Source organism: Psychromicrobium silvestre (assembly GCF_013408295.1).
Lineage (GTDB): Bacteria > Actinomycetota > Actinomycetes > Actinomycetales > Micrococcaceae > Renibacterium > Renibacterium silvestre.
Map to the genome: position 1 here is coordinate 671,557 of NZ_JACBYQ010000002.1, position 25,205 is coordinate 696,761.

The window sequence follows — 25,205 nt, forward strand, 5'->3', positions numbered from 1 at the left end:
ATACCCTCTCAAAATGACGGCCGGGAAGCCAAAGGGAAGTCAGCAAGAAAGCCATCAACTAGGCTGTTTCCGTGTTGCGCATTGGATTTGTGCCGGGAGTCAGCCCGGATAAGTGGTTTCATCGTTGGGCCGATCGGCATCCCGAACAGCCCCTCGAATCATTTTTGCTCAGCGTCGAGGAGCAGCGCACAGCCCTGCTAGAGGACGACGCAGACTTTTGCTTTGTCCGATTGCCGATCGACAAAACGGGTCTCCATCTGATTCCGCTTTACTCCGAAACGGCCGTGGTGGTGGCGCCGAAGGATCACGAGATCACCGTTTTTGAGGAACTGGAACTCAAGGATCTGGCTGACGAAAACCTGCTGAGTACCTCCGGCGGAACGGAGGCCGCGCTGGATCTGGTGCAGGCCGGCGTCGGACTTTTAATCCTGCCGCAATCCCTAGCTCGGCACCATAACCGTAAGGAGCTGCGTTACCGGCCCGTGCTGGATGCTCCGGGGAGTTCGGTCGGCCTGGCCTGGCTGACCGAAAGGGAAGATCCGGAGATCGAGGAGTTCATCGGAGTGGTGAGGGGGCGTACCGCAAATAGCTCTCGGCAGGAACCGACGCCCGCCAAGGCGCAGAAGAGCGCGAAAGCAAAGCCGTCTCCGGCCAAAAATGTACCCAAGAACGCAGCCAAAAAACCCGCAGCAGCTCAGCGCCATAAGCGGTCGGGTCGCCCGGGAAAGCGACGCTAGCGGCTCAGAGATTCCTCAAGCACCGGGGCGGAACGCGCGGTCCGTCGAGCCATCAAGGCGGCCACAATAGCGCCTGAGACATTGTGCCAAACGGAGAAGACCGCTGCCGGTAGGGCTGCGAGTGGCGAGAAATGCGCGGTGGCCAGCGAGGAGGCTAATCCGGAGTTCTGCATGCCCACCTCGAAGGCCAGGGCTCGCCGAGCCTTCACGTCCAAGCCGCCGATTTTTCCGGCCAGATAGCCCAACCCCAGGCCAAAGGCATTGTGCAGCACCACGGCCAGGAAAACCACTCCGGCTGCGCTTGCCAGTTTCGAAGCGCTGCCGGCCACCACGATGGCCACGATCACCGAGATCACGACGGCGGAGACCCACGGCAGCGCGGGTAGCACAATGCGGACCAGCCGCTTCAGAAACAGCCGGGCCAGTAACCCTGCGATCACCGGGAGCAGCACGGTCTTGACGATATCCAACACCATTGATCCGGCGTCGACGTTGAGGAAGGATCCGGCCAGTAGCAGCATCAGCGCCGGGGTAACCAAAGGAGCAACCAGGGTGGAGACGGTAGCCACCGCCACCGATAGTGCCACGTCACCCTTAGCCAGATAAGCCATCACATTGGAGGCCGTGCCGCTCGGTGCGCAGCCGACCAGGATCACTCCCGCGGCGAGAGCCGGGTCTAGATGAAGCACGACGGCGATCAGCCAGCCAGCGCCCGGCATGATGACATAGTGCGCCAGCAGTCCAAGGCCGACCGCCCAGGGGCGGCGTACTACGGAGGCAAAATCAGGCGGGGTTAAGGTCAGGCCCATACAGAACATCACCGTGCCGAGCAGATAAGGAACTGCCGGGGTCAGCGGGGTAAAACTGCCGGGAATTAGGAATCCGAGGACTCCGGCGAGGATGACCAGGAGCGGGAAAACGGTCACGGCAATTTTGGCGCGGCGTTCTTCAAGCATTATCTTTCTTCCTTCGAGTGTGGAGGTCTGCATCTTAAAACCACCTCAAAACGTGCAGATCTCCACACTCGGCGGTTCGGAACGGGCTCAAACGGGTTCGGAACGGGCTCAGCCCTCGGATTGCCGGTAGCTGAGCATTTGTCGCCAGCGGCGCTGCAGGCTTTCCCGGCGTCCCTGATCGCCCGTGGCGGTCAGTTCGATATGCTCCGGACCGTATCGCCAGAGCAGCAGATCATCCAGCAAGCGATCTGGTCCGGGGGAGTAGCGGTGATCCAGAGCCTTCCGGACATGTGAGATGGACTCGGATTGCAGCAGGCCGGCCAGGTCGATGGTGCGGCTCAGGCCGTGCGCGGAGAGCAGTTCTGCGGCCCAGCCCCAGTCGTCGTCGGACTTTCTGTCCACATGCGGAAGCAGCGTCTGCCAGATTTCCTTGATCCGTTCGGGGCTGAGCGGCTTGGCGCCTTCGCCGTCCTCGTCCCAGAAACTTGTCACCGTCTCGTAGCGGTCATGCAGATCCGAGAAGGTGGTTTCGACCGATTCGAGCATCGCTGCCGTTGCCGTGAACTGACGGTCGAAGGAGGGGCTCCAGGCTCGCCGATCAGCGGCTTTAAAGCGAATGTCATGCTCCACCTCGCTCCAGGCATGAGCAAAGATGGTGCGGATCTGGCACTCGAAAAGATAGCTTCCGGTGGGCTTGGCGGCAGGGTCTAGAACCTCTTGATAAGCCTTCACCGCGTCGTTTTGAATGGTGCGCAGGATCAGATGACGGCTCGAATAACCGTACGTGCCGGATTCGATGGAGCCAATATCCTTCTCCCGGTCTCCCCGGCAGTCGAAAATTGCCCGTTGGCGTTTAATCAGATTCGCGGCAGCCGCATTCTCATTGGGCAGTGTGGTGATGATTCGGACACCGACCAGATCGGTGAGATTGCGCAGCGGATCCGGGAATTGCAGCGTCGATTCGCCATCCGTTTCAAGCGTCCGGGAAGCCTTCTCCCGGAAAGAATCCACCGTTTTAGTCCGGCTGGCAACAAACAGCGGCCTTACCTCGGTCTCGGTAAAGATCTCCCGCAGGGTCCGTTCCATCTCCGCCGTGACATCCTTCAACGCCGGGCGGATTCGCTCGTATTCAGCCACGCTCGCCGCGACGGCTGGCCGCAGGCGTTCATCGAGGCGTTCCCAATTACTGGTCATCGTTGCCTCCTTTCATTGGACTTACTTCGGAGCCTAGCACCGGGCTTTGCCGATCCCGATCAGCGCAAATAGCGTTACGGCCGTGGAAGAGGCGGGAACTAGGATGTGAAAGGTGAAGCCCTTCCTGTTCCTGTCCAGCCGCAGCGAGGACGTCGTAGCGCATAACGAGGCCGCAGCCTTCGCCCGATTGTCCGGCCTTGAACCCGGCGAGCTGCGCTGGCATCGAATCGATCAAGAACCTCTGCCCGCTCTGAACCTTGATGAGTTCTCCGGGGTGCTGCTGGGCGGTAGTCCTTTCAATTCATCCGATCCGGAGCAGCAGAAATCCGCAGTTCAACTCCGGGTGGAGAAGGAACTGATGCAGCTCTTGGACGAAGTTGTGGATCGCGATTTTCCTTTCCTGGGAGCTTGCTACGGTGTCGGCACCCTCGGTAAGCACCAGGGTGGGGTGATCGATCGACAGTTCGGCGAGCCGATCAGTGCCGTGCAAATCAGCCTGAGCGACGACGGCGTGAACGACCCGCTGCTGGCAGGTTTAGCAACGCGATTCGAAGCCTTCGTAGGGCATAAGGAAGCGTGTTCCACGCTGCCACCCGGCGCCTTGCTGCTCGCCTCCTCGCCAAGCTGCCCGGTACAGATGTTCCGGTTACGGGAAAACCTGTATGCCACTCAGTTCCATCCCGAATTGGAGCTGGAAGGACTGATGTTGCGGATTGAGGCTTATCAGCACCACGGCTACTTCCCCGCCGATCAAGTCGAGGCCGTCCGTACCGCCGCTCGGGAATCGAAGGTCAGCGAGCCGGGGAAGATCTTGCGAAATTTTGTGCTGCGGTACGCGCGATGACGAAACTGCGCCGCGTCTTTTATGGCGATGATCCTCAGCAATATGGTGAGCTGCACCTTGCCTCCGGTTCGGTGCCCGGTAAAGAAAAAACCAAAGAAAAAGCCGGAGTAGTCGTGGTGATCCACGGTGGCTACTGGCGTTCCCGCTATGGAGCCGAGTTGGGTCGTCCGCTGGCCGAGGACCTGGCGGCGCAGGGGGTAACAGCCTGGAATCTGGAGTACCGCCGGGCGGGCAACGGTGGCGGCTGGCCGGAGACATTCTTGGACGTGGCTGCCGGTATCGACAAGCTGGCCGAGCTGGAGGTCGATATCTCCCGAGTGGTTGCCTTGGGGCATTCCGCGGGCGGCCAATTGGCGGTCTGGGCTGCCGGTCGGGCCGCTCTGCCCAGTGGCGCCCCGGGTGCCGGGCCCGCCGTGTCGCTGGACGCCGTCGTGAGTCAATCCGGGTTGCTCGATCTGAAAGCCGCTCGCGAGCTTGGGCTGAGCGATGGCGCGGTTACTAACTTTCTGGGCGGCAGCTTGGGGGAGGAGCGTTACCGGCTGGCCGACCCCCTCCAGCAATTACCTGTTCCGGCGCGGATTTGGGCGGTTTTTGGCGAGGCCGATAGCACCGTGCCGCCGCAGTTCTCCCGGGACTATGTTGCCGCAGCTCAGGCTGCCGGTGCTCGGGCGGAGTTGGTTCCTGTTCCTGGCGATCATATGGCGTTGATTGAGGTTTCGACGGCGGCTTGGGCTAAGTGCCGAGAGCTGGTTTTAGCGGCGCTCGGCTGAGGACAGAATCCTTGCGACTGTGCCAATGAAGTCGTTACTAAACTCCATTTCCACAGGTTGAGAGAAAAAATTTTCTCGGCTTACCGCCCGGAGTTCCGTGGCGGTAGGCCGATTTTTTGTGCCATCAGGCGGAAGTGATAGTGCGTTTCCGGATCTTTTCAGGGAAAAAGCTTGATTTCGTGCTGTCCCAGACCGATCATGTATGTCATGGTTAAAAATGATCTTAACTGATTGTAAATGTTCTGTTTGAATCATTTTCTACCATATTGATCCGAGTCTGGGGCCAATTGGCCAGCCAGCAGCACCAGGGTGACCCCCGGCGATCAGGATCGAAGAGAGCTTGCTCTGTTTCCTGGCAGAGCTTTGACGATGTGAAAGGACCATTATGTTCAAGCAACGGAGCTTGCGAATACCGGCGATAGTCGCCGCCGCAGCCTGTATGACCCTTGGAGCGGGGGCGACGGGCGCCCAGGCGTCCACGGACACGCTTGGCGGGACGAGCTACACCGTGACCTCGGGTGCGGTTGTGCAGCACGGAAACGCCATTGATAGCCCGGCAAACCCCTTCATCGACAAGAATGGAACGTTCTATTTCCAGCAGTCGATCGCACAGTATTATCAAAGCGGCCCGCGGAAATGGGACTTCTACACCGGAACCAATTTTGACGACGCGGTGAAATCTCCTATCAGTGATGCAGTGAACCCCGCCAACTCGAACGATAAGAACAACGACACCACCTTGCGGTGCAATAACAGCCCTACCGGGGTTGAAGCGACGTACACGAGCCCCGTTGACCCCTCCTGGTACTCGCAGCGCAATTTCTGTGACCTTTCTAGCGTCTGGGTGGATCCCGATACCGGCGATTGGTACGGCTTGGTACACAACGAGTTCACCCCGTCCCCCTTCGGCGATGGCCTGCACTTTGACGCCATTGATTATGCGGTTTCGAAGGATCAGGGGAAGACCTGGTCGATCAAGGACCACGCCATTACCTCCCCTTACAGCACCACTCGGAATGACAAAACTGCCTTCCCGAATCAGACCTACTACTACGGTGACGGCGACCAGCGCCTAGTGGTCGATACCGCCTCCGGCTACTTTTACGCCTTCTACAGCTCTCGCGTGGTAGACCAGGGTAGCGGCGGAAGCTGGGGTGCTTTCACCTCGCATGTGGCACGGGCTCCAATCTCGCAAAAGATGGCTAAGGGCTCTTGGCAGAAGTACTACGATGGCAAGTGGCAGACCCCGGGCGTTGGCGGCAAGGAAAGCAGCCTGGTCCCGGTGACCGCAGCGAACCCCACCGGTTATCTGCCCACCACCAAGGAATACAACCCGCAGAACACCGGCACCTGGTCGCAACAGATCGCTAATGGGACTATCGTCGATAATCCGGCGCTTTTCGTGATGAACGTTTCCTACAACGCTTATCTCGGGAAGTACATCGGAACTCCGGAGACCAAATCTGGTCAGGCGCTCCACTTCTATGCCACCGACGATCTGGCCACTCAGAAGTGGACCGATATTGGTAGCACCCCGAACTACACAACCGATGGCTCGTGGTATCGCTGGATGGTTGACTCCGTAAATGCGAGTTCAGGAAACATTCTGGGTAAAACCTTCCGTTCCTACTGCTACATTTCATGCTCCACTCCTGCCGGTGCCTCTGGCCCCTCGGGTTCCGAGCATGTCAATGTGACCATTGACTCCGATGCTCCCGCGGCACCGCCCGTGCAGCCGAACGTCTCCTACTTGATCAAGTCGGGCTCCGGTCAGGTATTGAGTCAGAGTGGCACTAACGGCACCACGGTGATCGCTACCCCCACCGGTTCGAATCTGGAGGGCTGGAAGTTCCAGAACAATAATGACGGCTCTTATACGGTCGTCAATGCCTCTTCTGGCTTGGCTCTAGGGGTCAACTCCAGCAGTACCTCGAATCGTGCCTGGGGTACTAAGCCGTCCCTCGCCGCCTTGCCTACGGGCGGGCCAACCGTTGGTCAGCAATGGTTCATCCAAAAGACGCTCGATAGCTCAGCCGCCAGCGGCGCCTCGGTGCAGACCGGCAGCTACTTGCTGGTCAACCGCTATAGCGGCCTGGTCATCAGCCTAGGTGGCACCGCGCAGACCACTCCTTACCGGAACTGGGTCAACGGCACCGGCAGCACCGCGGGTACGAATGACACCGCAGCCAACCAGAATGTTTCCTTTGTTCCTCGGGATGCCGGGAGCAATATTGTCGGCTTGGCGGGTAAGACCGTCGATCTTTCCGGGGCGGTGGCTAGCGACTCGGCGGCGGTTATCAATACGGTCAATGCGGCACGAACCGGTAGCCAGAGCTGGATCTTCAATGCGGATGGCACCATTCGTTTGGCCAGCAATACCAGCCTCTGCTTGGAGTCCTTGGGGCATACCGGAGCTAATGGCACGGTGGTGGAAGTTTGGAGTTGCAACGGCGGAACCAATCAGCAATGGACCTGGGATAGCGGGCAACTCCGCAACGGTGCCTCCACTCCGGGGCGGTGTCTCAGCGTTAATCAGAGCAATAGCGCCGATGGCACGGCGCTGGTCCTTTCGGATTGCGCGGCCAGCGCGAATCAACTCTGGGCTAAGGCCACCACCATTACCGGCCTGGCCGGAAAACGCGTCGATGTGGCCGGCTCGGTGGCCAGCGGGTCCTCTGCCGTTCTTAACACCGCCAGCTCTGCAGCCAATCAATCCTGGCTTTTCAAGCAGGATAAAAGTGTCCAGCTCAATGGCAGCAATCTCTGCTTGGAGGCCGTGGGACATACCGGCGTCAACGGCACCACCGTCGATGTCTATAACTGCAATGGCGGCGCGAACCAGCAGTGGGTTTTGAGCGGTGGGCAACTGAAGAATGTCGAGTCGAATCGATGCCTTGATGTCTACGGCAACAACACCGCAGATAACACCCGGCTGATTATCTGGGACTGCCAGTCGGCGGCTAACCAACAGTGGACGACGCCGTAGGGTGTCCTTCCAGATATCCCAATGACTTCGCGATAGCGGAATGCAGCGACATTCCGCTATCGCGAAGTTTGTTAACTATCCTGAGCCGCTTCGCTACGTTGAGCTGAGTCCTGCTGAGCGAGGAGCCGAGCGGCTCGAACTCGTTCACGATACGGCCGAGCGGCGAGTAATTGCAGCACCTCATCCAGGGCCTTACTAAGCGGCCTGGTCATTTCGGCCTCAAGTTCTCGAGCGAGGACCGCTGTTAGCCGCAATTCGGTATCCAGGACCGGAAGGATCTTTCGGGCGGCGGGGGTGAGGCGTATCAGGCGCTTGCGGGCATCGCTACCCTGGGTGCTGGTGACCAATTTGTCGTGGAGCAACTGCGCAACTGTTTGGCTCATTGCCGAATGAGTGACCCCGACGCTCAGGGCGAGTTCTCGAATTGACCGTCCGCCGCCGTCGTCCAAAAAGTCGTCGTCCAAAATTTTGAGCACGGGTGCATAGCGCGGGCGAAAGCCCGGCAGGCCGAGGTCGGTATACACCTCGGCGAGGCCCTGATCCAGAAGATCCTGTACCTGTTTTAGTCGGGTTCCGATGAGATCGACGGATTCCATGACTAAACTGTAACAGCGCTGTTAGATAATAATAGGAGGCAATCGTGAAACGGTACCCGGAGATCGAGCCGCATCGGAGCGGAATGATGGACGTTGGCGACGGTCACTCAATCTATTGGGAAGAAAGCGGCAACCCTCTTGGTGTCCCGGTATTGGTTTTGCATGGCGGGCCGGGCTCGGGAAGCACCCCGGGAGGCCGCCGGAACTGGGACCCGAGTAAATATCGAATCGTGCAGCTGGACCAGCGAAATTGCGGCCGGAGCAGACCCCTGGCCAGTGACCCCACGGTCGATCTCAGTACCAACACCACACAGCATCTGATCGGCGATATCGAGCGGCTGCGGGAGTTCCTCGCCGTCGAAAGTTGGGTACTCTGGGGCGGCTCCCGGGGAGCCACCCTGGCTCTTGCCTATGCCGAAAGCTACCCGAAACGGGTCCGTGCGATGATCCTAGTCTCGGTCACTACCACCCGGAGAAAAGAGGTGCACTGGTTGACCCACGAAGCCGGAAGGTTCCTACCGGAAGAATGGCACGCCTTCCGGGCCGGGGTTCCGGAAGCAGATCGAGATGGTGATCTGCTAGCCGCCTACTACCGACTGCTGAACGAAAGCGGAGACGCAGAAATTCAGCGAAAAGCCGCCCGGGACTGGTGCAGTTGGGAGGACGCACTGCTCTCCTTGGAACCCGATTGGACTCCCTCCATCCGGTACCAGGACCCCGATTTCAGCATGCTCTTCGCCCGGCTGGTCACCCACTATTTCCACCATGCCGGATTCCTGGAGGAGGAGCAGCTCTTACGCAATGCTCATCGGCTTGCGGGCATTCCGGGCGTGCTGATCCACGGTCAGCGGGATATCAGTGGGCCGGCTGAAACCCCATGGCTTTTGGCTCAAGAATGGCCGGAGGCGGAGTTGCATTTAATCAAGGAAGCTGGGCATCAAGGTAATCAGCGGATGCGCGGGCTCATCCTCGAAGCGGCCGAGCGATTTGCGGACTGCTGAAAGGCCGTCGAGGTCCAAAGTCTGATCAATTGTCGTGATCGTCGGTGCTGAAAGATAGGCTTGCAAGATGCTGACGGTGATCGGGGAAGCCCTGATAGATGAAGTGCTGCGGCCCGGTGCGGAGGCAACTCCGCATGTTGGCGGCAGTCCAATGAATGTCGCGGTGGGCTTAGCCAGGCTTGACCATCCCGTGCAATTCCTGGGCCGTTACGGTCAGGATGCCTACGGGGCCATGATCAGCGAGCACCTGCAGCGCAACTCGGTTCTGCTGCCTTGGCCCTCTGATGAGTCGCCCACCAGCGTGGCTCGCGCGGTCCTGGACCACGACGGTGCGGCAAGCTATGACTTCAAACTCACTTGGGAACTTCCCGGCCTGGCTAAAAAACTGGACTTCCTTTTACAGGGCAGCACTCTGCTGCACACCGGTTCGATTGCTTCGATGCTGGCTCCGGGAGCGGCCGAGGTCAAGCAAGCTGTGCTAGCCGCGCGTGGCCACGCCACGATTTCCTACGACCCCAACTACCGTCCGAGCATCATTACCGATTCGGACTATGCCCGGGCGCAGGCTGAGGAGTTCGTTCGGCTCGCGGATGTGGTCAAGGCCTCCGATGAAGATCTCGAAATGCTGTACCCGGGCACCGATCCGCTCGATGCTGCCCGGCAGTGGCTGGGACTCGGACCCGCCTTGGTGGTGGTGACCCGTGGCAGCTCAGGGCCTTGGGCGGTGGCAGCTTGCGGCGAAGTCAGCGTGGCCGCACCCAAGATCCGAGTCGCCGATACGGTAGGCGCCGGTGACTCCTTTATGTCCGCGCTGCTCTCCGCCATCGTGGACCGTGAGCTGGATGGTGCGCAGCGTCGTGAGCAATTGCAGGCGCTGAGCCGGGAACAGTTACAGGACATTCTGCACTTCGCCGCGACCGCAGCCGCCATTACGGTTTCGAGGCCCGGTGCCGATCCACCCAATAAAAATGAACTACGCGAAGCCCTAAACCACTAGCGAAAGGTCATCATGACCAGGCACGATCCTTATGCAGAACTGCCCCAACTTCCGGGCTTCGAACTGAGCAGCGAATCTTTCGGTGAAGGCGATACTCTGCCCGATGCCCAGACCTCCGGAATGATGGGGATTCCCGGTGGTGCCGATGAATCTCCGCAGCTGTCCTGGAGCGGATTCCCGGAAGAGACTAAGAGCTTCGCGGTTACGGTCTATGACCCGGATGCGCCCACCGCGAGTGGATTCTGGCACTGGGCTGTTTTCAATATCCCGGCTTCGGTGACCTTTCTGCCGGCCGGTGCCGGAACGCCGTCATCCGCTTTACTCCCGGAAGGCGCGGTGACCTTGAAGAACGACGCCGGCATCCCCGGCTATGTGGGGGCGGCACCTCCCGCGGGCCACGGTCCGCACCGCTACATGGTTGTGGTGCACGCACTCAACGTGGCGGAGCTGGAAATCGACGCTGAAGCTTCCCCCGCCTACCTGGGCTTCAACATCTTTAGTCACGCCATTGCACGAGCCCGGGTCACCGGCACCTTCAGCCAGTAACCGGGATAGCAGCATGAAGTTGCGCCAGTATCCGGCCTTCACGCTGTTATGGACCGCTTCAACGGTTTCCAGTTTCGGTAGCTACATCACCAGTCTGGCCCTGCAACTGATCATCGTGGTCAACCTGCAGGGCAGCTCGGGCGATGTTGCTTGGGTTAATTCGGCGCGCTGGTTGCCCTATGCCTTGTTTGGCCTCATCGTCGGGGTGATGGTGGATCGGCTCTCTAAGCCAAGATTGCTGATTCTGTCCGATTTTCTGCGCGGTGTGGTGCTCACAGCGATCAGTGTCCTTGGGATGATGGGCCTGCTGACCGTACCGATGATTATGGTGGCGATGCTGATTTTTGGCTCTCTCTCCCTGCTCGGTGATGCGGCTCATCAGTCGTATCTCCCGCAATTGGTGCCCCGTGGGTTGCTTGCCAAGGCAAACGCTCGAATTGAGCAGAGCGATGCGATTGCGCAAACCACGGGGCAGCTGGTGGCTGGTGCGCTGATTGCCTTGATCAGAGCACCGCTCGCCTTTCTGGTTGACGCGGCATCTTACTTTTTCTCCGCCTTGAGTATTTGGCGGATCAAAACCCCCGAGCTGTCGGAGACTCGTACCGAGCTTCCGCCCAGCGAGTCACAGGCCGGTGGCTCACCGGCCGATCAAGCACTGGCCGGTGAGCCACCGGGGCTGGGACAGCAAATTCTGGAGGGATTACGCTCCGTCTATGCGGAGCCGCGGCTCCGCGCCTTCGCTATGAGCACTCATCTGTGGTTTATTTTCAACGCCATGGTCGGGGTGAGCTTTACCGTCTATCTGGTGGATTCCCTCAAGCTGGGGGCTTTGGGAATTGGGGTGATCCTCACCGGTGCCGGGGTTGGCGCGGTGCTCGGCACCTCGGTGACCACTCGGGTGGGGGCGCGGATAGGGCCGGGTAAAACTATTCTGCTCTCCGGAGCCTTCGATGTGCTCGCCTTCATCTTGATCGCCGCTCAATCGATGCTTGGGCTAAGCGGCGCGCAGGGCGCCGATGCCTGGTGGCAACTTTGGCTGCCACTGATCGTCGGTCAGCTCTGCTTTGGTTTTAGCCTGGGATTGGGAGGAGCACATGAACTGGCTTATCGAGTCGGGGTGACACCGCCTCGACTGATCGGCAGAATGAGTGCAACGATGCGTTCGATCAATCGAGCGATGATCGTGCTGGGTGCACCGCTTGGCGGATTGCTGGTGGCCTGGCTTGGCTTCAGCTGGGTTTTCTGGATTATCGCTGCGGGATTCGCGGTCTGCAGGCTGTGGCTCTGGGCCAGCGGCTTCGGCTCGGCGAGCTATCAGGACCAGCCGTCGGATAGCCTGAAGATATGAAGATGGTGGCCAGCGATATCGACGGGACGATCCTCGGCCACGACGGCGCGATCAGCCCCCGAACCGTTGAAGCCTTCCGAGCCTGCGCGGCCGCCGGTATCGAGGTGGTTTTCGTGACCGGACGGCCTCCGCGTTGGCTCGATCCGCTGCGCGAACAGCTTGGCCATCTCGGCACGGTGATCTGTTCAAATGGAGCCTTGGTCTACGATCTGGGCGAGGAGAAGATTCTCTCCACCAAGTGCATTCCGATTCCCGATCTTTTGGCTGCGCGGGAAGCGATCAAGGTGGCGGTACCCTCCGCGAGCTTTGCTGCGGAGACCGTGGAAGGGCTGTACCTGGAACCTGGCTTCCTCAGTGCTGGGGATCCGGAACCGCTCCGCCAGCTTCCTACCCGGCCGCTGGCCGAATCGCTCAAAGAAGAATGCGGTGTGATCAAGTTCCTGGCTAAAACGGAACACAGCACAGCCGATGAATTCCTGGCCAAGGTGCGTCCCGTCGTCGCCCCTTGGTTGGACGCAACCCATTCCGCACCGAAGACCGCGCTGCTGGAACTCTCACTGCGTGGGGTGAATAAAGCCGCCACCTTGAGCGAGTTTGCTGCCTCCCGGGGGGTGCAAGCCGCGGAAGTGGTGGCTTTCGGCGATATGCCCAATGACGTGCAGATGCTCAGCTGGTCGGGACGGGGTTATGCGATGGCAAGTGGCCATCCGGCGGCTAAGGATGCTGCAAATATGCTCGCCCCAGGAATTGAGGACGACGGCGTAGCCCAAGTTCTGGAGCGATTGCTCGCCGTCAGGGGTGTCTGAGGGTGGCTGCGGCTTGGTACGCTAGCCGCGTGAGCACCCAGTCGACCACACCGTATTTGGATTCGGCTGTCCCTTTAGCATTCGCCCATCGCGGGTACTCTCCGGACGGCATCGCGGTGGAAAATTCATTGCTGGCCTTCGGATCTGCCCTTGAGCAGGGCTTTGACTATTTGGAAACCGACCTGCGCACCTCCTCCGATGGCGTGCTCATGGCGTTTCACGATGAGAGCCTGGACCGGGCGACGGACGGCACCGGGAAATTCTCCGAGAAGAGTGCCGTCGAGTTGGCTAGCTTGAGGATTGGCGGCCTCGAACCCATTCCGAGCTTCGAGGAGATGGTGACCGCCTTTCCTAGCGCTCGGATTAACTTTGATATTAAGGATCGAGCTTCGGTACGGCCGCTCATTGAGGTGATTGAGAAGTACTCCCTGCACGAGCGGATCTGCGTGGCATCTTTTTCTGATCGGCGGCGGCGGGCGGTGCTCTCCAAGCTGTCCAAGGCGACCACCAGCTCGGGTGGAATGGCTTCTATCGCCGCTTTCGTCTTGCTCTCCGGCTGGCTGCCGCGCCGCTGGCTACGCCACATCCTGCATGACGTGAATTGCCTGCAACTGCCGGTTACCTGGGGGCCTTTCCGCTTGGTGACCGAGGGGTCGGTGCGTCGGGCACATTTGCTGGGCATGAAACTGCATGTCTGGACCATTAACGATAGGGCGAAGATGCATGCTCTCTTCGATCTTGGAGTGGACGGCGTGATGACCGATCGGGCGGACCTACTGGCCGAGGTAATGCGGGAGCGAGGCTACTGGTGAACACCATCGCAGCACCCCGAACGGGGTCGCTGAGCTTTTTCACCTTCGCCCGTGCAGCGCTGGCCCTGGCCATCCTGGCTGCGGTAGTAGCCACCTTCTTCGATACCGCTGGCCGCGCCGCGATTAACCCTTTTAATTTCTTCGGCTACTTCACCATGCAGAGCAATATCATCATGATGCTCGTATTAACCGGCACCGTAGTAATGACGCTCCGGGGGAGTGAGCCTAGCTGGTGGATGGTGGTCCGAGCCTGCGCCACCACCTATATGGTGATCGTCGGTCTGGTCTACAACACCCTGCTGCTTGGATTGCCCGGAGGCGTCGAGCTAGCCTGGGCGAACGCCGTCCTACATATTTTGGTGCCGCTTTATGTCCTGGTGGACTGGCTATTTTGCCCGGACCGGCAGCGTTTAGCGTGGAAGACTCTTTGGCTAGTGCTGCTCTACCCCGTGTTGTGGTGTGCGGTGGTGCTGATCCGCGGGGCAAGCGATGGCTGGGTGCCGTATCCCTTCCTCAGCCCCTCGACGGGTTATGGTTCGGTGTTCTTTTTCGTGGCCTTGATCGGCTTAGGCACCCTGGCGATGGGCGCCTTGGTCTGGTGGCGCAGCAGGCTCGGGGCGGCGGAAACAAATGTCACTGGGACGGGGAACGCCAATGGCCAATCGTAAATTCGGTGCCGAGGCACCGCCCACCACCTCACGCCGTTATTCCGAGGACTGGTATGGCCAGGATCTGGCCGAGCAGCTCTTCTCCGCGGTGGAATTCATTGACCTGGACCTTACCGAGGTGACCGGAACCGGGGTGGTCTTTGAGGATTGCACCTTCCGCCGAGCCAAATTCAACGCCGCTACCTTCAAGGACTGCGCCTTCACGAATTGCACCTTCGTGGGCTGCAATTTCTTCGATGCCAGCTTGGAACGCTGCAAACTGGTGGGCAGCATGTTCGATTCGTGCAGTTTCGACATTATGAAGGTCAAGGGCGGAAACTGGTCTTTCGTGGGCCTCCCCGGCGCCAAACTAAGTTCCGCTTCCTTTGAGAACGTCCGGCTGAGCGAGGCAGATCTGACGGGCGCCGACTGCTCCGGAGCCACCTTCCGGGAGGTGGATTTCAGCTCGGCCTGGCTGAGTCGAGTGGACTTTTCCCGAGCCGATTTGCGTGGCTCGATCGTCACCTCACTGGACCCTGCCGAAGCGGAAATTCACGGGGCGATTGTTGACCTGCAACAGGCCGTGGTGCTGGCCGGGAATCTGGGCCTGGACATCAGGGCTTAGGGTTCTAGTAACAAACTCTTGATGGAATCGGCGAATCGCCCCATCTCTTCGGCCGCAACCTGATCGAGCATCCGCTGCCAGGTATCGAATTGGTTCAGCCTTGATAAAACGAGCGCGGCATCGAGGTCTTGGCGTAACTCCGGGAGCGGCGCGTAGCTCAGCCAACATTCGAGATAGGGCGTGATGTTTAGAGACTCGCCGTATTCTCGGATCGGCCTGCCGAGCGAGCAGAAGGGATGAGCGACGACGGCGTCCCCGAAGTCCAGCAATCGGCCCACCTTTTCGCCGGGTCGGGGCAGGAAAATGTTGTTCGGATGGAAATCATTATGGTCCAGGCTGAGCGGGATGTCGGAGGCGTTCAGCCGATCTGCTGCCCGCTCCACAGTGGGAAGGTTCCCTTGGGCAGCTTCGGCTTCCGGAGTGGTGAATCTCAAGGGATGTTCCGCAGGCAGCTCTTGAAGGCTCCGCACGGCCGCGGAAAAGTATTCCACCGCTTGCGCTGGCGCTCGTTTCGGGGCGGGCAACTCCTGTCCGAGGAGTTTTTGCTGCAATAACGCATAGTCACGCAGCGCCTCGGGCAGCCGAGCCAGACTTTTTTGCTCGCCGAGACTGATCAAGGTTTGACCGTAATCCGGACTGAGCAGCCAACCGTGGGATTCCTCTATTGCGATTGGCTGCACCACCGACTCGGGGGCGAGCTCGGCTATTCGAAGGAGCAGCCGAGCCTCGTTGCGGGCACCGGGGTAGTTCTCTTTGAACCAGAACCGACCACGATCGGTGGCCACGTAGCGAACCGTTGCCCAGAACCGGGTTTTGTGCTCGGCCAGTGGCCCTCGAACCGCGATGCCTAGTGCCGCTAAGCTATCGACGACCCAGGCTTCGGCTTCAGCGAGCCATTCGGCCGTAGCCCAAGTTTCAAGCGGTGAGCTCATGATCCAAGCCTAGGCGTTCGAATCTGTGGCTTGAGGATCCGACTGTGGGTGCGGGATGGCAGGATGGATGAATGCGCGTTTTGATTGCTCCGGACAAGTTCAAAGGAACCCTGACTGCCCTTGAGGCTGCGGCGGCGATGGCGGAGGGAGTCTTGCGGATTTACCCGGAGGCCGAGGTGATTCAGTTGCCAATGGCCGACGGCGGTGAGGGCACCGTAGCGGCGGCGGTCGCGGTTGGTTTTGAGGAGCGATTGAACGCCGTGGTGGGGCCGATCCTCAAACCCACCGGGGCTGCCTGGGCCATTCGCGGTGAAGCCGGGAAGCCCACCATCGCGGTGATTGAGACCGCACAAGCCAGCGGGTTTCTGCTGGCCGAATCTACTCCCGAAAATGCGTTGCGCGCGCATAGCTACGGTTGTGGCCAGCTCATTGCCGCCGCGCTTGATGCGGGTGCCACCGAGATTGTGCTGGGACTTGGTGGCTCGGCGATGACCGATGGCGGTACCGGCGCGCTGCGGGCGCTCGGACTGAAACTGTTCGATGCCCAGGGTGGGCTGCTGCCGCTGGGCGGTGGCCAACTTGCCGAGGCGGTGGCTCTTGATGTTTCTGGGCTGGACCCACGGCTGGCGCAGACCAGGATCCGGCTCGCCGTTGATGTGGATAATCCCTTATACGGCCCGGTCGGCGCGGCTCATGTCTTTGCTGCGCAGAAAGGTGCCGATCCGGAGGGGGTCGAATTACTTGATGCCGGGCTGCGGAATCTGGCCTCGCTGCTCCGGGAGGTTAGCGACCGGGACCCGAATGTTCCTGGTGCCGGGGCGGCGGGTGGGTTCCCGGCGTCGTTCCTGGCTTTGACCGAAGCGACCGTCGAATCCGGGGTGGAGTTGGTGGCGGAACTAACCGGCCTCATCGAAAAGCTTGCGGCGTCGGACCTGGTGGTTACGGGCGAGGGCAGCGTGGATGCGCAGTCTCTGGCTGGGAAAACTCCGATCGGGGTGGCTCGCGCCGCTCAGGCTCTGGGTGTTCCGGTGGTGCTGGTGGCGGGTCAGCTCAGCGTTGGGTTCGAGGAGCTAGCGGCGTTCGGTGTGGTGGCGGCGGCCTCCGCGGCCGAGGCGGCGCGCAGCCCGGAGGAGGCGATGGCGCATCCCGCTCGTTATCTCCGCCAAGCCACCGAAAACGCCCTCAACGGCAGCTGAGCCGTCGATACCCCTTGCAGTCGCTCTCCCAAAAAACGCCCACGGCCGCCCAGCCAGCCGCCCGTGCAGACCGCTTCAGGCCGCCGAGTGTGGAGATCTGCATCTTAAAACCGCCTCAAAACGTGCAGATCTCCACACTCGATGCGGGGCACGGGGGCGCCAAAGGGAAACAGGCGCCGCGAAGGGGAACGATGGCGAATGCGGGAAACGGGCGCCGCGAAGGGAAACGATACTCAGGAGCGGTCGGAGACTGCGCGGAGCCTGATCAGGCCACGCATGCCGTGGTAAATCACCAACGCTGCCGCGGTGCCCAGGGCGATGCCGGCGAACTGCAAGTCCCCGATATTCCAGGTGTAATTGGCAATGCCGATGATCAGGGCCACGGCCGCCGTGGTCAGATTGACCGGATCACCGAAGTCCACCTTGTTCTGCACCCAGATTCGCACCCCCAGCACACCGATCATGCCGTACAGCATGGTCGCCGCGCCGCCCAGCACTCCCGGCGGCACGGTGGCGATCAGGGCACCGAACTTCGGTGAGAAGCTCAGCAGAAGCGCAGCCACAGCGGCTACCCAGTAGGCCGCCGTCGAATACACCCGGGTCGCGGCCATCACACCGATATTCTCGGCATAGGTGGTGGTGCCGGAGCCACCACCCAGCCCGGCCAAGGTGGTCGCCAGGCCATCGGCCATCAGCGCGCGCCCGGCCAGCGGGTCCAGATTGTCCTTGGTCATCAATGCGACCGACTTCAGGTGTCCCACATTCTCCGCGATCAGCACCAGTACCACCGGAACGAACAATCCCACTACGGAAAGATTGAAAGTAGGGGGCTGAAAGGTTGGCAGGCCAATCCAGGCTTGGGAGTTAATGGCCGAATAGTCCACCTGCCCTTGCAGCATGGCAACCAGATAACCAATCACCACCCCGACCAGAATCGATAAGCGCCCCAGGATGCCGCGGAACAGCACCGAAACCAGGATGATCACTAGCAGGGTGATCAGCGCGGTGAGCGGTGCCTTATCGAAATTGGCTTTCGCCGAGGGCGCTAGGTTGAGGCCGATCAGGGCCACAATGGTGCCGGTGACTGCGGGAGGCATCAAACGGTTGATCCAGCCTGCACCAAAGCGCTGCACTACTAGGCCAACCAAGAACAGTGCGACGCCGGCCATCACCACGCCGCCCAAGGCGCCAGCCACGCCGAACTGGGCTTGCGAAGCCATGATCGGGGCGATAAAGGCGAAGCTTGACCCGAGGTAGGAGGGTACTCGGCCCTTGGTCAGCAGTAGGAAGAGAATCGTGCCGATGCCGGAGAAGAAGAGCGTGGTGGCGGGTGGCATGCCGGTGAGGATTGGCACTAAGAAGGTGGCGCCGAACATCGCGACCACGTGCTGGAGACCAATGCCAATGGTGCGTGGCCAGCTCAACCGTTCGGCTGGGCCAACAACCTCGCCCGGGGCAATCGTCTTGCCATCGCCGTGAACCGTCCAGCGGGTGCCGATTTCGCTCATATTTTCTCCTCAATCATCGCTGCCGCAGATCTGCGCTGCAGCTCCCGCCCCGGGTCTCAGCTAAGAATAACGGCTACCCGGTGCCAACCACCGTCGAGTGTGGAGATAAACATGTTTTGGACCCGGTTTAGCATGCAGATCTCCACACTCGGCGGAGACGGAGACGGAGACGGAGACGGAGACGGAGGCGGAGACGGAGGCGGGAGGGAAAGGCCTTAGTCCAGGCCGAGTGCCCCGTAGAGTTGTTCGCGGCTATCGGAGAGGTAACCGCGCATTAGCTCCGAAGCAAGGTCCGCCCTGCCGTCCAGCAGCGTCTGTGCGATCCGACGATTGCGGGAGATATAGGGTTCCAGGAACGCCCGAGCATCCGCCATGCTGTGGAAGGCCAGTCGTACCTCGGCGAGCAATTGCCGGGAGGCTTCGGAGATCCGCCTGCTGCCCACGGTGTCCACCAGGGCTTGATGGAAGGCCAGATTTTCGGTCGCCACCTGGGTCCAGTCGTCCCGCGCGGCGGCTAATTCGGCGCGTTCGACGGCGGCCATCGCCTCGCGTAGTCCGGCTTGCTCAGCCGTGCAGTTGGCCACCGCCGCAACCTCGATGAAAATTCGGGCCGTGTAGACCTCCAGCACGTCAAGACGAGTCAGGATGCGAACAAAGACCCCGCGGTGCAGTTCATGGGTAATAAGTCTTTCGTGCGAAAGCAGCCTAAAGGCTTCCCGCAACGAGTTCCGAGAGACCTGAAGGGATTCGGCAAGAGCTTCTTCGGCGAGTTGAGTTCCCGGCGGTAGATCGCCGTCCGAAATCCGCTGCCGGAGTACGTCTGCAACCATTTCTCCGGTTCCGGTGCGGCGGATATCCGGGCGCTTGCGGTCGAAGAGGTCGGCAAAATCGATCTCTGGCACCTCAGCCTCCTTCCTCGGTCGCTTCACTGTACCGCAATCTTAATGATTGAAGGATTGTTCAACAACATGTAGTCTGTGTCACATTCACGCACTCTTTTGAAGGAAGCAGCTATGGAGCAATCATGTTCGTGCTGATCGGGGTAGCGCTCGTCATTGTCGGTTTCGCGCTCCGACTCAATGCCCTGCTGGTGGTGGCGGTGTCCGGTGTCGTCACCGCGCTGATCGGTGGGCTCAGTCCACTGGACATTCTGAACGCACTCGGCTCGGGTTTTACCAGTGGGCGTTCGGTCACCATTTTTGTGATCTTATTGCCGGTAATCGGCCTGATTGAACGCTTCGGGCTGCAACAGCAGGCCAAACGGTTAATCGGACGGCTGGCCAAGCTCACCGCCGGAAGAATCATTTTTATCTATCTCGCGGTTCGCCAGGTCACTATTGCGGTGGGCTTGCCCATTGGTGGACACCCGCAGATGGTCCGTCCGCTGATCTACCCGATGGCCGAAGGCGCTGCCGAGGCCAAATACGGAAACCTGAGCGAGAAGACCAAGGACAAGATCAAGGGCCATGCCGCTGCCGCAGACAATGTCGGCGCCTTTTTTGCAGAGGACGTTTTTGTCGCGGTCGGCTCCATTCTGCTGATCACCTCCTTCGTGGACGCCCAATACAAACTTCAACTCGAACCGATCCAGCTCGCGCTCTGGGCTATCCCCACCGCGATTATTGCCTTCCTGGTACATGGGTTCAGGTTGCTCCGCTTGGACCGACAGATCGACCGGCTAGTTGCCGCCGAGGCTCCCGCAGTTCTGGAAAGTGAGACCGTCAAATGATTAACTCAGAACCGGTCTTCTGGCTGATTGGCCTGGTTTTCCTGGTCTTCGGCGGACTCATCCTTGCCGATTCCACACATCCAAAGCGCTACACCTCCGGAGCCTTTTGGTCGCTTATCGGCGCCGGATTCATCTACGGCACCTGGGTAGCCGCAGGCTCGGTTCCGCCCTGGACCCTGGGCATTGTGGTGTTGGTAATTGTGGTGCTGGGCTCCTCACCGAAACTGCTGACTGCCGGAGTGGTTAAGACCACCACAACGGAACAGCGTGAAACCGTGGCCGTCAAATATGGGAACAAACTCTTCATCCCGGCTCTGCTGATTCCGATAGTGACCATCATTGTCACCCTGGCCGCGCCCGCGATCACCATCAATGGCAAGCCCCTGATGGCTACCGGAAGCGCCACGCTGATAGGCCTCGGGCTGGGTGCGATTGTCGCCGTCGTGGTTGGTCTGATCCTGCTTCGTCCGGTGAGCCCTGTGGTTCCCGTACAAGAGGGACGCCGCCTTTTGGAGACCATTGGCTGGGCGGCTATCCTGCCGCAAATGCTCTCCGTACTCGGCATCCTCTTCACTCAGGCTGGGGTGGGCTCCTCGGTGGGCACCATTATGAAAGCCATTGTTCCGCCCGGAGTGCTGATCTTTGCGGTGATTGCCTACTGCGTTGGCATGGCGCTCTTCACCGTTCTGATGGGTAATGCTTTCGCGGCTTTCCCGATTATGACGGCGGCCATCGGCTGGCCGCTGCTGATCGAGGGTTTCGATGGCAACCCCGCGGTGGTCTTCGCGATTGGCATGCTGGCCGGTTTCTGCGGCACCCTGTGTACCCCGATGGCCGCAAACTTCAATATCGTCCCGGCTGCTCTGCTGGAGATGAAGAACAAATACGGAGTGATCACCGCTCAGCTGCCCACGGCAGGGATCATGCTGGTGGCCAATATCGCCATTATGTTCTTCTTCGGCTTCCCTCACTAGGAGTTCCAATCCATGAATACCGCTGAAAAATTAGCCCCCATTTACGCTGCCATTGTGCTGGAGAACCTCTCCCGCAGCCACCCGTATCACCTGGTCCATTTGGTGCGCGCGGAGCAGGATGTACGCAGTCCCGCTGAGCTCTACCCGGCTTTTTATACCTCCTATGACTGGCACTCCTGCGTGCATATGCACTGGTTGGGGGTTGAGCTGCTGCGATCCGGTTTGCTGGAAGACTCCGCGCCATTACGGGACCGGTTGAACGAGAATCTGAGTGGGCCGAAGCTGGCCGCCGAGGCGGAGTACTTACGGGCCAACCCGATCTTTGAACGACCCTATGGCTGGGCCTGGGCGGCTCGCCTCGCTGCTGCCTCCAGCGGCTTTGCCGCCGAGGGAGACCGGGATGCAGCGGGCTGGTCTGGGGCGCTGGAGCCGCTAACCGAGGCGGTGTTCGACAATGCTCGCCGTTGGTCTCAGGCGATTAATCATCCGGTGCGGCACGGCGTGCATAGCAATACGGCCTTCGGCTTGGCATTGCTGCTGGATGCGGCCAGCGCGCTGGGGCGTACCGAGGATCGAGCGGAGCTGGCGGCGGCCGCCGAGCGGCTTTTCGGGGCGGATCGGGGTTGGGCTGGTCGCTGGGAACTCAGCGGTCAGGATTTCCTTTCCGCCGGGCTCTCGGAAGCCGATCTGATGTCCCGGGTACTGCCGCCCGGCGAGTTCAAGCAATGGTTTGCTGAGTTCTTACCGGAGCCGGCCGACGTCGTACTGCCCGCCGTGGTGACCGATAAGACCGACCCGCAGATGGTTCACCTGGACGGGCTCAATCTCTCCAGAGCTGGTTCGCTGTATAGGATCTCAAGCGCTCTTGGCAGTGCAGAACTCCGGGAAGCCGCCGATGGCTTGCTCGCTCATGGCCTGGACGCGGTGGCCACCGAGGAGTTTGTCTCCTCGCATTGGTTGGCCAGCTTCGCCTGGGATGCCCTGCTGAGCAGGTCCGCAGTTTAGGGCCGGCGCTTAACCAGAGTTTAGAAGCAGAGTTTAGGCCTGGATTGGTTGGTGCTCCGGCTTCACCGCGAGGGCCAGCCCGAGCAGATCCTCTAGCGCGTGTGCGAGCTTGCGGTCGGCCAATTCGTAGCGATTGCGCCGCCCCTCCGGGATGGCCAGCACCAGCCCGCAATCGCGGAGGCAGGTGAGATGGTTCGAGATGCTCTGCCGAGAAACTCCCAGCTCCTCAGCGAGGTCCGAGGGGTAGGCGGGAGCCTCCACCAGGATCATCAGGATGCGGGCTCGGGTGGCATCGGAGAGGGCGTAGCCGAATCTGGCCAGCACGGCGCCTTTGGTGATTTTCTCCATGGTCCAACGATACAGCTGAGAATGAATACAGTTATCATTTAATTCACCTCTTTATGGATACATGAATTGATGTACTATTGGAGCATGGGTGGACATCAGCACGATCATGGCGCGGCCGGTGGGGCACACCGGAAGCGGATAGTCATAGCGCTCGGTATCACCTTGGCTGTCTTTTTGGCGCAGGTGGTTGGCTCGGTGGTAACCGGCTCGCTGGCCCTACTCTTCGATTCGGCCCACGTACTCACCGACGCCGGCGGGCTGGCGATGGCGCTGGAGGCTGCCTGGCTGAGTGCTCGCCCAGCTTCGGATAAACGTAGCTGGGGCTTTGCTCGCGCCGAGGTCCTGGCCGCCACGGCGCAGGCGGCGTTGCTGCTTGGGGTGGGGCTTTTCGTGCTGGTCGAAGGCATCCAAAGGCTGGTGAACCCCACCGAGGTAGCCAGTGTTGAGATGGTGGTCTTTGGAGTGATTGGCCTGCTTGGCAATCTACTGGCACTCTGGGTGCTCTCCGCGGGGCGCGGAGCCAACTTCAATATGCGAGCCGCCTTCCTCGAAGTGCTGGGCGACGCCCTGGGCTCGCTTGCTGTGATCGTGGCGGCGATCATCATTTACACCACGGGTTTTGTTCAGGCAGATGCCTTGGTGGCCATGCTGATCGGCCTGATGATCCTGCCGCGAACCCTCAAACTACTTTGGGAGACCGTCAACGTGCTCCTTGAGGCCACCCCGAAAGGCCTCGATGTCGCCGAGCTGCGGCAGCACATCCTGGACGTGCCACACGTTCTGGACGTACACGATCTGCATGTCACCCAGATCGCCACCGGCCTGCCGGTGCTCACCGCTCATGTGGTGGTGGCGGATGGTTGTTTCCGGGACGGACACACGCCGCAGATGCTCGATCAATTGCAGCGCTGCGTGGCCGAGCACTTCCAAGTCAGCATCGAGCACTCAACCTTCCAGCTAGAGCCGGAAGCGCACAACGAGCACGAACATGAGGTGCACGCCTAGGAAATCACGCCATCCACCAAGGCCTTGGCTTCTTCCTGCACCTGCTTGAGATGTTCTGGTCCTTTGAAGGACTCCGCATAAATCTTGTAGACGTCCTCGGTGCCGGAGGGCCTAGCCGCGAACCAAGCGTTCTCGGTGGTCACCTTGAGGCCGCCAATCGCCGCGCCATTGCCCGGAGCCTCGGTGAGTTTCGCGGTGATCGACTCACCGGCCAGTTCGGTTGCCGTGACGTCTTTCGCGGAGAGTTTGGCCAGTGCTGCTTTCTGCTCCCGGTTGGCTGCCGCGTCGATTCGGGCGTATGACGGCGCCCCGAACTTTTCGGTCAGCCTCGCGTAATGCTCGGAAGGGGAAGCCCCGGTGACGGCGGTGATCTCCGAAGCCAGCAGGGCTAGCAGCAGGCCGTCCTTATCGGTGGTCCACACCTTGCCATTGCGGCGTACAAAGGAGGCACCAGCGGACTCCTCGCCACCAAAAACGCCCTGGCCGGAGAGTAAACCGGGAACAAACCATTTGAACCCCACCGGTACTTCCACCAGCTCGCGTCCCAGCTCCGCGGCTACCCGGTCAATAATCGAGGAGGAAACCAGAGTTTTGCCCACGCTGGCGTTGGAGGGCCATTCCGGCCGGTGTGTGTAGAGATACTGAATGGCCACCGCCAAATAGTGATTCGGATTCATCAATCCTGCGTCAGGGGTGACGATGCCGTGCCGGTCGGAATCCGCATCGTTGCCGGTCGCGATGTCATAGTCCGCGGCCTTCGCAATGAGCGAGGCCATCGCGAAGGGCGAGGAACAGTCCATCCGGATCTTTTCGTCCCAGTCCAGGGTCATAAAGGCCCACTGCGGGTCAATGGTCGGATTGACCACCGTCAGGTTCAGATTGTGCCGTTCGGCAATCTCTCCCCAATAGTCAACGGAGGCTCCGCCCATCGGGTCGGCACCGATTCGGACGCCTGCCGAACGGATCGCTTCCAGGTCCAATACCTGCGGCAGCGCATCGACATAGCTGGAGAGGAAATCGAAGCTGCCGGCTTTCTGAAGCGCCTCGGTGAGCGGCAATCTCCGTACCCCGGAGAGCTTGGCCTCAAGTAACTCATTGGCTCGATTGGCAATCCAGGTAGTAGCCTCACTATCCGCCGGTCCACCATGCGGGGGATTGTACTTAAAGCCGCCGTCGCCCGGCGGATTATGTGAGGGAGTGACGACGATACCGTCGGCCTGGTCTGAATGTTGCTGCTCGCTGTAGTTGTAGCTCAGGATCGCGTGGCTGAGCGCGGGCGTCGGAGTGAAACCGTGCCGGGCGTCGATCAATACGGTGACCTGGTTTGCAGCCAGCACCTCGAGGGCGGTGTTCTGCGCCGGTTCGGAAAGCGCGTGCGTGTCCTTTGCCAGGAACAAAGGCCCGGTAATGCCCTGGCCGCGTCGATATTCCACGATGGCCTGAGTGGTGGCCAGAATGTGGTTCTCGTTGAACGAGGTTTTGAGACTGCTGCCGCGATGCCCGGAGGTGCCAAAAACAACCCGTTGATCGGGGTTACTGGGGTCGGGCCGCAGATCGTAGTACGCGTCCAGTAACGCGGTGAGGTCGACCAGGTCGGAGGGTAGGGCAACAGTGCCCGCTCGGCTTGCCATGGTTCTAGCATG

25 protein-coding genes are annotated in these 25,205 nt (G+C 60.4%); 17 read left to right on the top strand and 8 right to left on the bottom strand.

The genetic code is table 11. The features are described 5' to 3' along the window. The first annotated feature begins 71 nt into the window (after positions 1 to 71). The gene (locus FHU41_RS11140) at positions 72 to 737 is read left to right on the top strand and encodes a LysR substrate-binding domain-containing protein (RefSeq protein ID WP_179389727.1); all 666 of its coding nucleotides are present in this window, start codon (positions 72 to 74) and stop codon (positions 735 to 737) included. Here the strand turns inward: FHU41_RS11140 and FHU41_RS11145 are convergent. Next, on the bottom strand, positions 734 to 1,693 hold the full coding sequence (locus tag FHU41_RS11145) for a bile acid:sodium symporter family protein (RefSeq protein WP_246279602.1): 960 nt from the start codon (positions 1,691 to 1,693) through the stop codon (positions 734 to 736). The two genes, FHU41_RS11140 and FHU41_RS11145, sit on opposite strands and share 4 nt — an antisense overlap. 108 nt (positions 1,694 to 1,801) lie before the next feature. Further along, positions 1,802 to 2,887 (bottom strand): GTP pyrophosphokinase, encoded by a 1,086-nt coding sequence (locus FHU41_RS11150; protein ID WP_179389729.1) that lies wholly within the window; start codon positions 2,885 to 2,887, stop codon positions 1,802 to 1,804. A 112-nt stretch (positions 2,888 to 2,999) separates the two neighbouring features. On the opposite strand from FHU41_RS11150, the gene FHU41_RS11155 reads away from it, so the two are divergent. The 3 genes from FHU41_RS11155 (at position 3,000) to FHU41_RS11165 (ending at position 7,487) form a co-directional block, all read left to right on the top strand. After that, on the top strand, positions 3,000 to 3,731 hold the full coding sequence (locus FHU41_RS11155; RefSeq protein WP_179389730.1) for a glutamine amidotransferase: 732 nt from the start codon (positions 3,000 to 3,002) through the stop codon (positions 3,729 to 3,731). After that, positions 3,728 to 4,501 (top strand): alpha/beta hydrolase, encoded by a 774-nt coding sequence (locus tag FHU41_RS11160; RefSeq protein WP_179389731.1) that lies wholly within the window; start codon positions 3,728 to 3,730, stop codon positions 4,499 to 4,501. Before FHU41_RS11155 ends, FHU41_RS11160 begins: the two co-directional genes overlap by 4 nt. Positions 4,502 to 4,886: 385 nt before the next feature. Then, a complete protein-coding gene (locus FHU41_RS11165; RefSeq protein WP_179389732.1) occupies positions 4,887 to 7,487 on the top strand; it encodes an RICIN domain-containing protein in 2,601 nt (866 codons plus the stop codon). Between the two features lie 71 nt (positions 7,488 to 7,558). On the opposite strand, the gene FHU41_RS11170 is transcribed toward FHU41_RS11165, so the two are convergent. Then, positions 7,559 to 8,083, bottom strand: coding sequence for a helix-turn-helix domain-containing protein (locus tag FHU41_RS11170; protein ID WP_179389733.1), 525 nt, complete (start codon positions 8,081 to 8,083; stop codon positions 7,559 to 7,561). A gap of 44 nt (positions 8,084 to 8,127) precedes the next feature. Here FHU41_RS11170 and pip point away from each other — a divergent pair, with 44 nt between their 5' ends. The 8 genes from pip to FHU41_RS11210 all read left to right on the top strand — a co-directional run bounded on the left by pip (position 8,128) and on the right by FHU41_RS11210 (position 14,865). Then, positions 8,128 to 9,084: a prolyl aminopeptidase gene (gene pip / locus FHU41_RS11175; protein WP_179389734.1), complete on the top strand. Its 957-nt coding sequence runs from the start codon at positions 8,128 to 8,130 to the stop codon at positions 9,082 to 9,084. Positions 9,085 to 9,151: 67 nt separating this feature from the next. After that, positions 9,152 to 10,081 (top strand): carbohydrate kinase family protein, encoded by a 930-nt coding sequence (locus FHU41_RS11180; RefSeq protein ID WP_179389735.1) that lies wholly within the window; start codon positions 9,152 to 9,154, stop codon positions 10,079 to 10,081. A 12-nt stretch (positions 10,082 to 10,093) separates the two neighbouring features. After that, on the top strand, positions 10,094 to 10,627 hold the full coding sequence (locus FHU41_RS11185; RefSeq protein ID WP_179389736.1) for a YbhB/YbcL family Raf kinase inhibitor-like protein: 534 nt from the start codon (positions 10,094 to 10,096) through the stop codon (positions 10,625 to 10,627). Between the two features lie 13 nt (positions 10,628 to 10,640). Continuing rightward, positions 10,641 to 11,975 (top strand): MFS transporter, encoded by a 1,335-nt coding sequence (locus tag FHU41_RS11190; RefSeq protein ID WP_179389737.1) that lies wholly within the window; start codon positions 10,641 to 10,643, stop codon positions 11,973 to 11,975. Then, positions 11,972 to 12,781 carry an HAD family hydrolase gene (locus tag FHU41_RS11195; protein WP_179389738.1) on the top strand — a complete coding sequence of 270 codons (810 nt, stop codon included), beginning with the start codon at positions 11,972 to 11,974 and terminating at the stop codon, positions 12,779 to 12,781. The genes FHU41_RS11190 and FHU41_RS11195 overlap by 4 nt, the downstream gene beginning before the upstream one ends. 29 nt (positions 12,782 to 12,810) lie before the next feature. After that, positions 12,811 to 13,593 carry a glycerophosphodiester phosphodiesterase family protein gene (locus FHU41_RS11200; RefSeq protein WP_179389739.1) on the top strand — a complete coding sequence of 261 codons (783 nt, stop codon included), beginning with the start codon at positions 12,811 to 12,813 and terminating at the stop codon, positions 13,591 to 13,593. Further along, the gene (locus tag FHU41_RS11205; RefSeq protein WP_179389740.1) at positions 13,590 to 14,261 is read left to right on the top strand and encodes a Pr6Pr family membrane protein; all 672 of its coding nucleotides are present in this window, start codon (positions 13,590 to 13,592) and stop codon (positions 14,259 to 14,261) included. The genes FHU41_RS11200 and FHU41_RS11205 overlap by 4 nt, the downstream gene beginning before the upstream one ends. Beyond that, positions 14,248 to 14,865 carry a pentapeptide repeat-containing protein gene (locus FHU41_RS11210; RefSeq protein ID WP_179389741.1) on the top strand — a complete coding sequence of 206 codons (618 nt, stop codon included), beginning with the start codon at positions 14,248 to 14,250 and terminating at the stop codon, positions 14,863 to 14,865. Before FHU41_RS11205 ends, FHU41_RS11210 begins: the two co-directional genes overlap by 14 nt. Here the strand turns inward: FHU41_RS11210 and FHU41_RS11215 are convergent. Next, positions 14,862 to 15,797, bottom strand: coding sequence for a phosphotransferase (locus FHU41_RS11215; RefSeq protein WP_179389742.1), 936 nt, complete (start codon positions 15,795 to 15,797; stop codon positions 14,862 to 14,864). The two genes, FHU41_RS11210 and FHU41_RS11215, sit on opposite strands and share 4 nt — an antisense overlap. 71 nt (positions 15,798 to 15,868) lie before the next feature. Here FHU41_RS11215 and FHU41_RS11220 point away from each other — a divergent pair, with 71 nt between their 5' ends. Continuing rightward, positions 15,869 to 16,993: a glycerate kinase gene (locus FHU41_RS11220; protein WP_179389743.1), complete on the top strand. Its 1,125-nt coding sequence runs from the start codon at positions 15,869 to 15,871 to the stop codon at positions 16,991 to 16,993. Positions 16,994 to 17,226: 233 nt separating this feature from the next. Here FHU41_RS11220 and FHU41_RS11225 read toward each other — a convergent pair whose 3' ends face one another. Then, the gene (locus FHU41_RS11225; protein WP_179389744.1) at positions 17,227 to 18,501 is read right to left on the bottom strand and encodes a uracil-xanthine permease family protein; all 1,275 of its coding nucleotides are present in this window, start codon (positions 18,499 to 18,501) and stop codon (positions 17,227 to 17,229) included. Positions 18,502 to 18,716: 215 nt separating this feature from the next. Then, positions 18,717 to 19,403, bottom strand: coding sequence for a GntR family transcriptional regulator (locus FHU41_RS11230; RefSeq protein ID WP_218847207.1), 687 nt, complete (start codon positions 19,401 to 19,403; stop codon positions 18,717 to 18,719). A 122-nt stretch (positions 19,404 to 19,525) separates the two neighbouring features. On the opposite strand from FHU41_RS11230, the gene FHU41_RS11235 reads away from it, so the two are divergent. The 3 genes from FHU41_RS11235 to FHU41_RS11245 are packed head-to-tail and all read left to right on the top strand — an operon-like array spanning position 19,526 to position 22,209. Next, positions 19,526 to 20,230, top strand: a complete 705-nt coding sequence (locus FHU41_RS11235) for a DUF969 domain-containing protein (RefSeq protein ID WP_179389745.1) — start codon at positions 19,526 to 19,528, stop codon at positions 20,228 to 20,230. After that, positions 20,227 to 21,204 carry a DUF979 domain-containing protein gene (locus FHU41_RS11240; protein ID WP_179389746.1) on the top strand — a complete coding sequence of 326 codons (978 nt, stop codon included), beginning with the start codon at positions 20,227 to 20,229 and terminating at the stop codon, positions 21,202 to 21,204. Before FHU41_RS11235 ends, FHU41_RS11240 begins: the two co-directional genes overlap by 4 nt. A gap of 12 nt (positions 21,205 to 21,216) precedes the next feature. Next, positions 21,217 to 22,209, top strand: coding sequence for a DUF2891 family protein (locus FHU41_RS11245; protein ID WP_179389747.1), 993 nt, complete (start codon positions 21,217 to 21,219; stop codon positions 22,207 to 22,209). 33 nt (positions 22,210 to 22,242) lie between these two features. Here the strand turns inward: FHU41_RS11245 and FHU41_RS11250 are convergent, their stop codons facing one another. Beyond that, a complete protein-coding gene (locus tag FHU41_RS11250) occupies positions 22,243 to 22,557 on the bottom strand; it encodes an ArsR/SmtB family transcription factor (RefSeq protein ID WP_179389748.1) in 315 nt (104 codons plus the stop codon). Positions 22,558 to 22,641: 84 nt separating this feature from the next. On the opposite strand from FHU41_RS11250, the gene FHU41_RS11255 reads away from it, so the two are divergent. Further along, on the top strand, positions 22,642 to 23,562 hold the full coding sequence (locus tag FHU41_RS11255) for a cation diffusion facilitator family transporter (protein ID WP_179389749.1): 921 nt from the start codon (positions 22,642 to 22,644) through the stop codon (positions 23,560 to 23,562). Here FHU41_RS11255 and pgm read toward each other — a convergent pair. Continuing rightward, entirely contained in the window at positions 23,559 to 25,193 is a 1,635-nt protein-coding gene (gene pgm, locus FHU41_RS11260; protein ID WP_179389750.1) for a phosphoglucomutase (alpha-D-glucose-1,6-bisphosphate-dependent), read from the bottom strand. The genes FHU41_RS11255 and pgm overlap by 4 nt on opposite strands. Positions 25,194 to 25,205 lie beyond the last annotated feature (12 nt).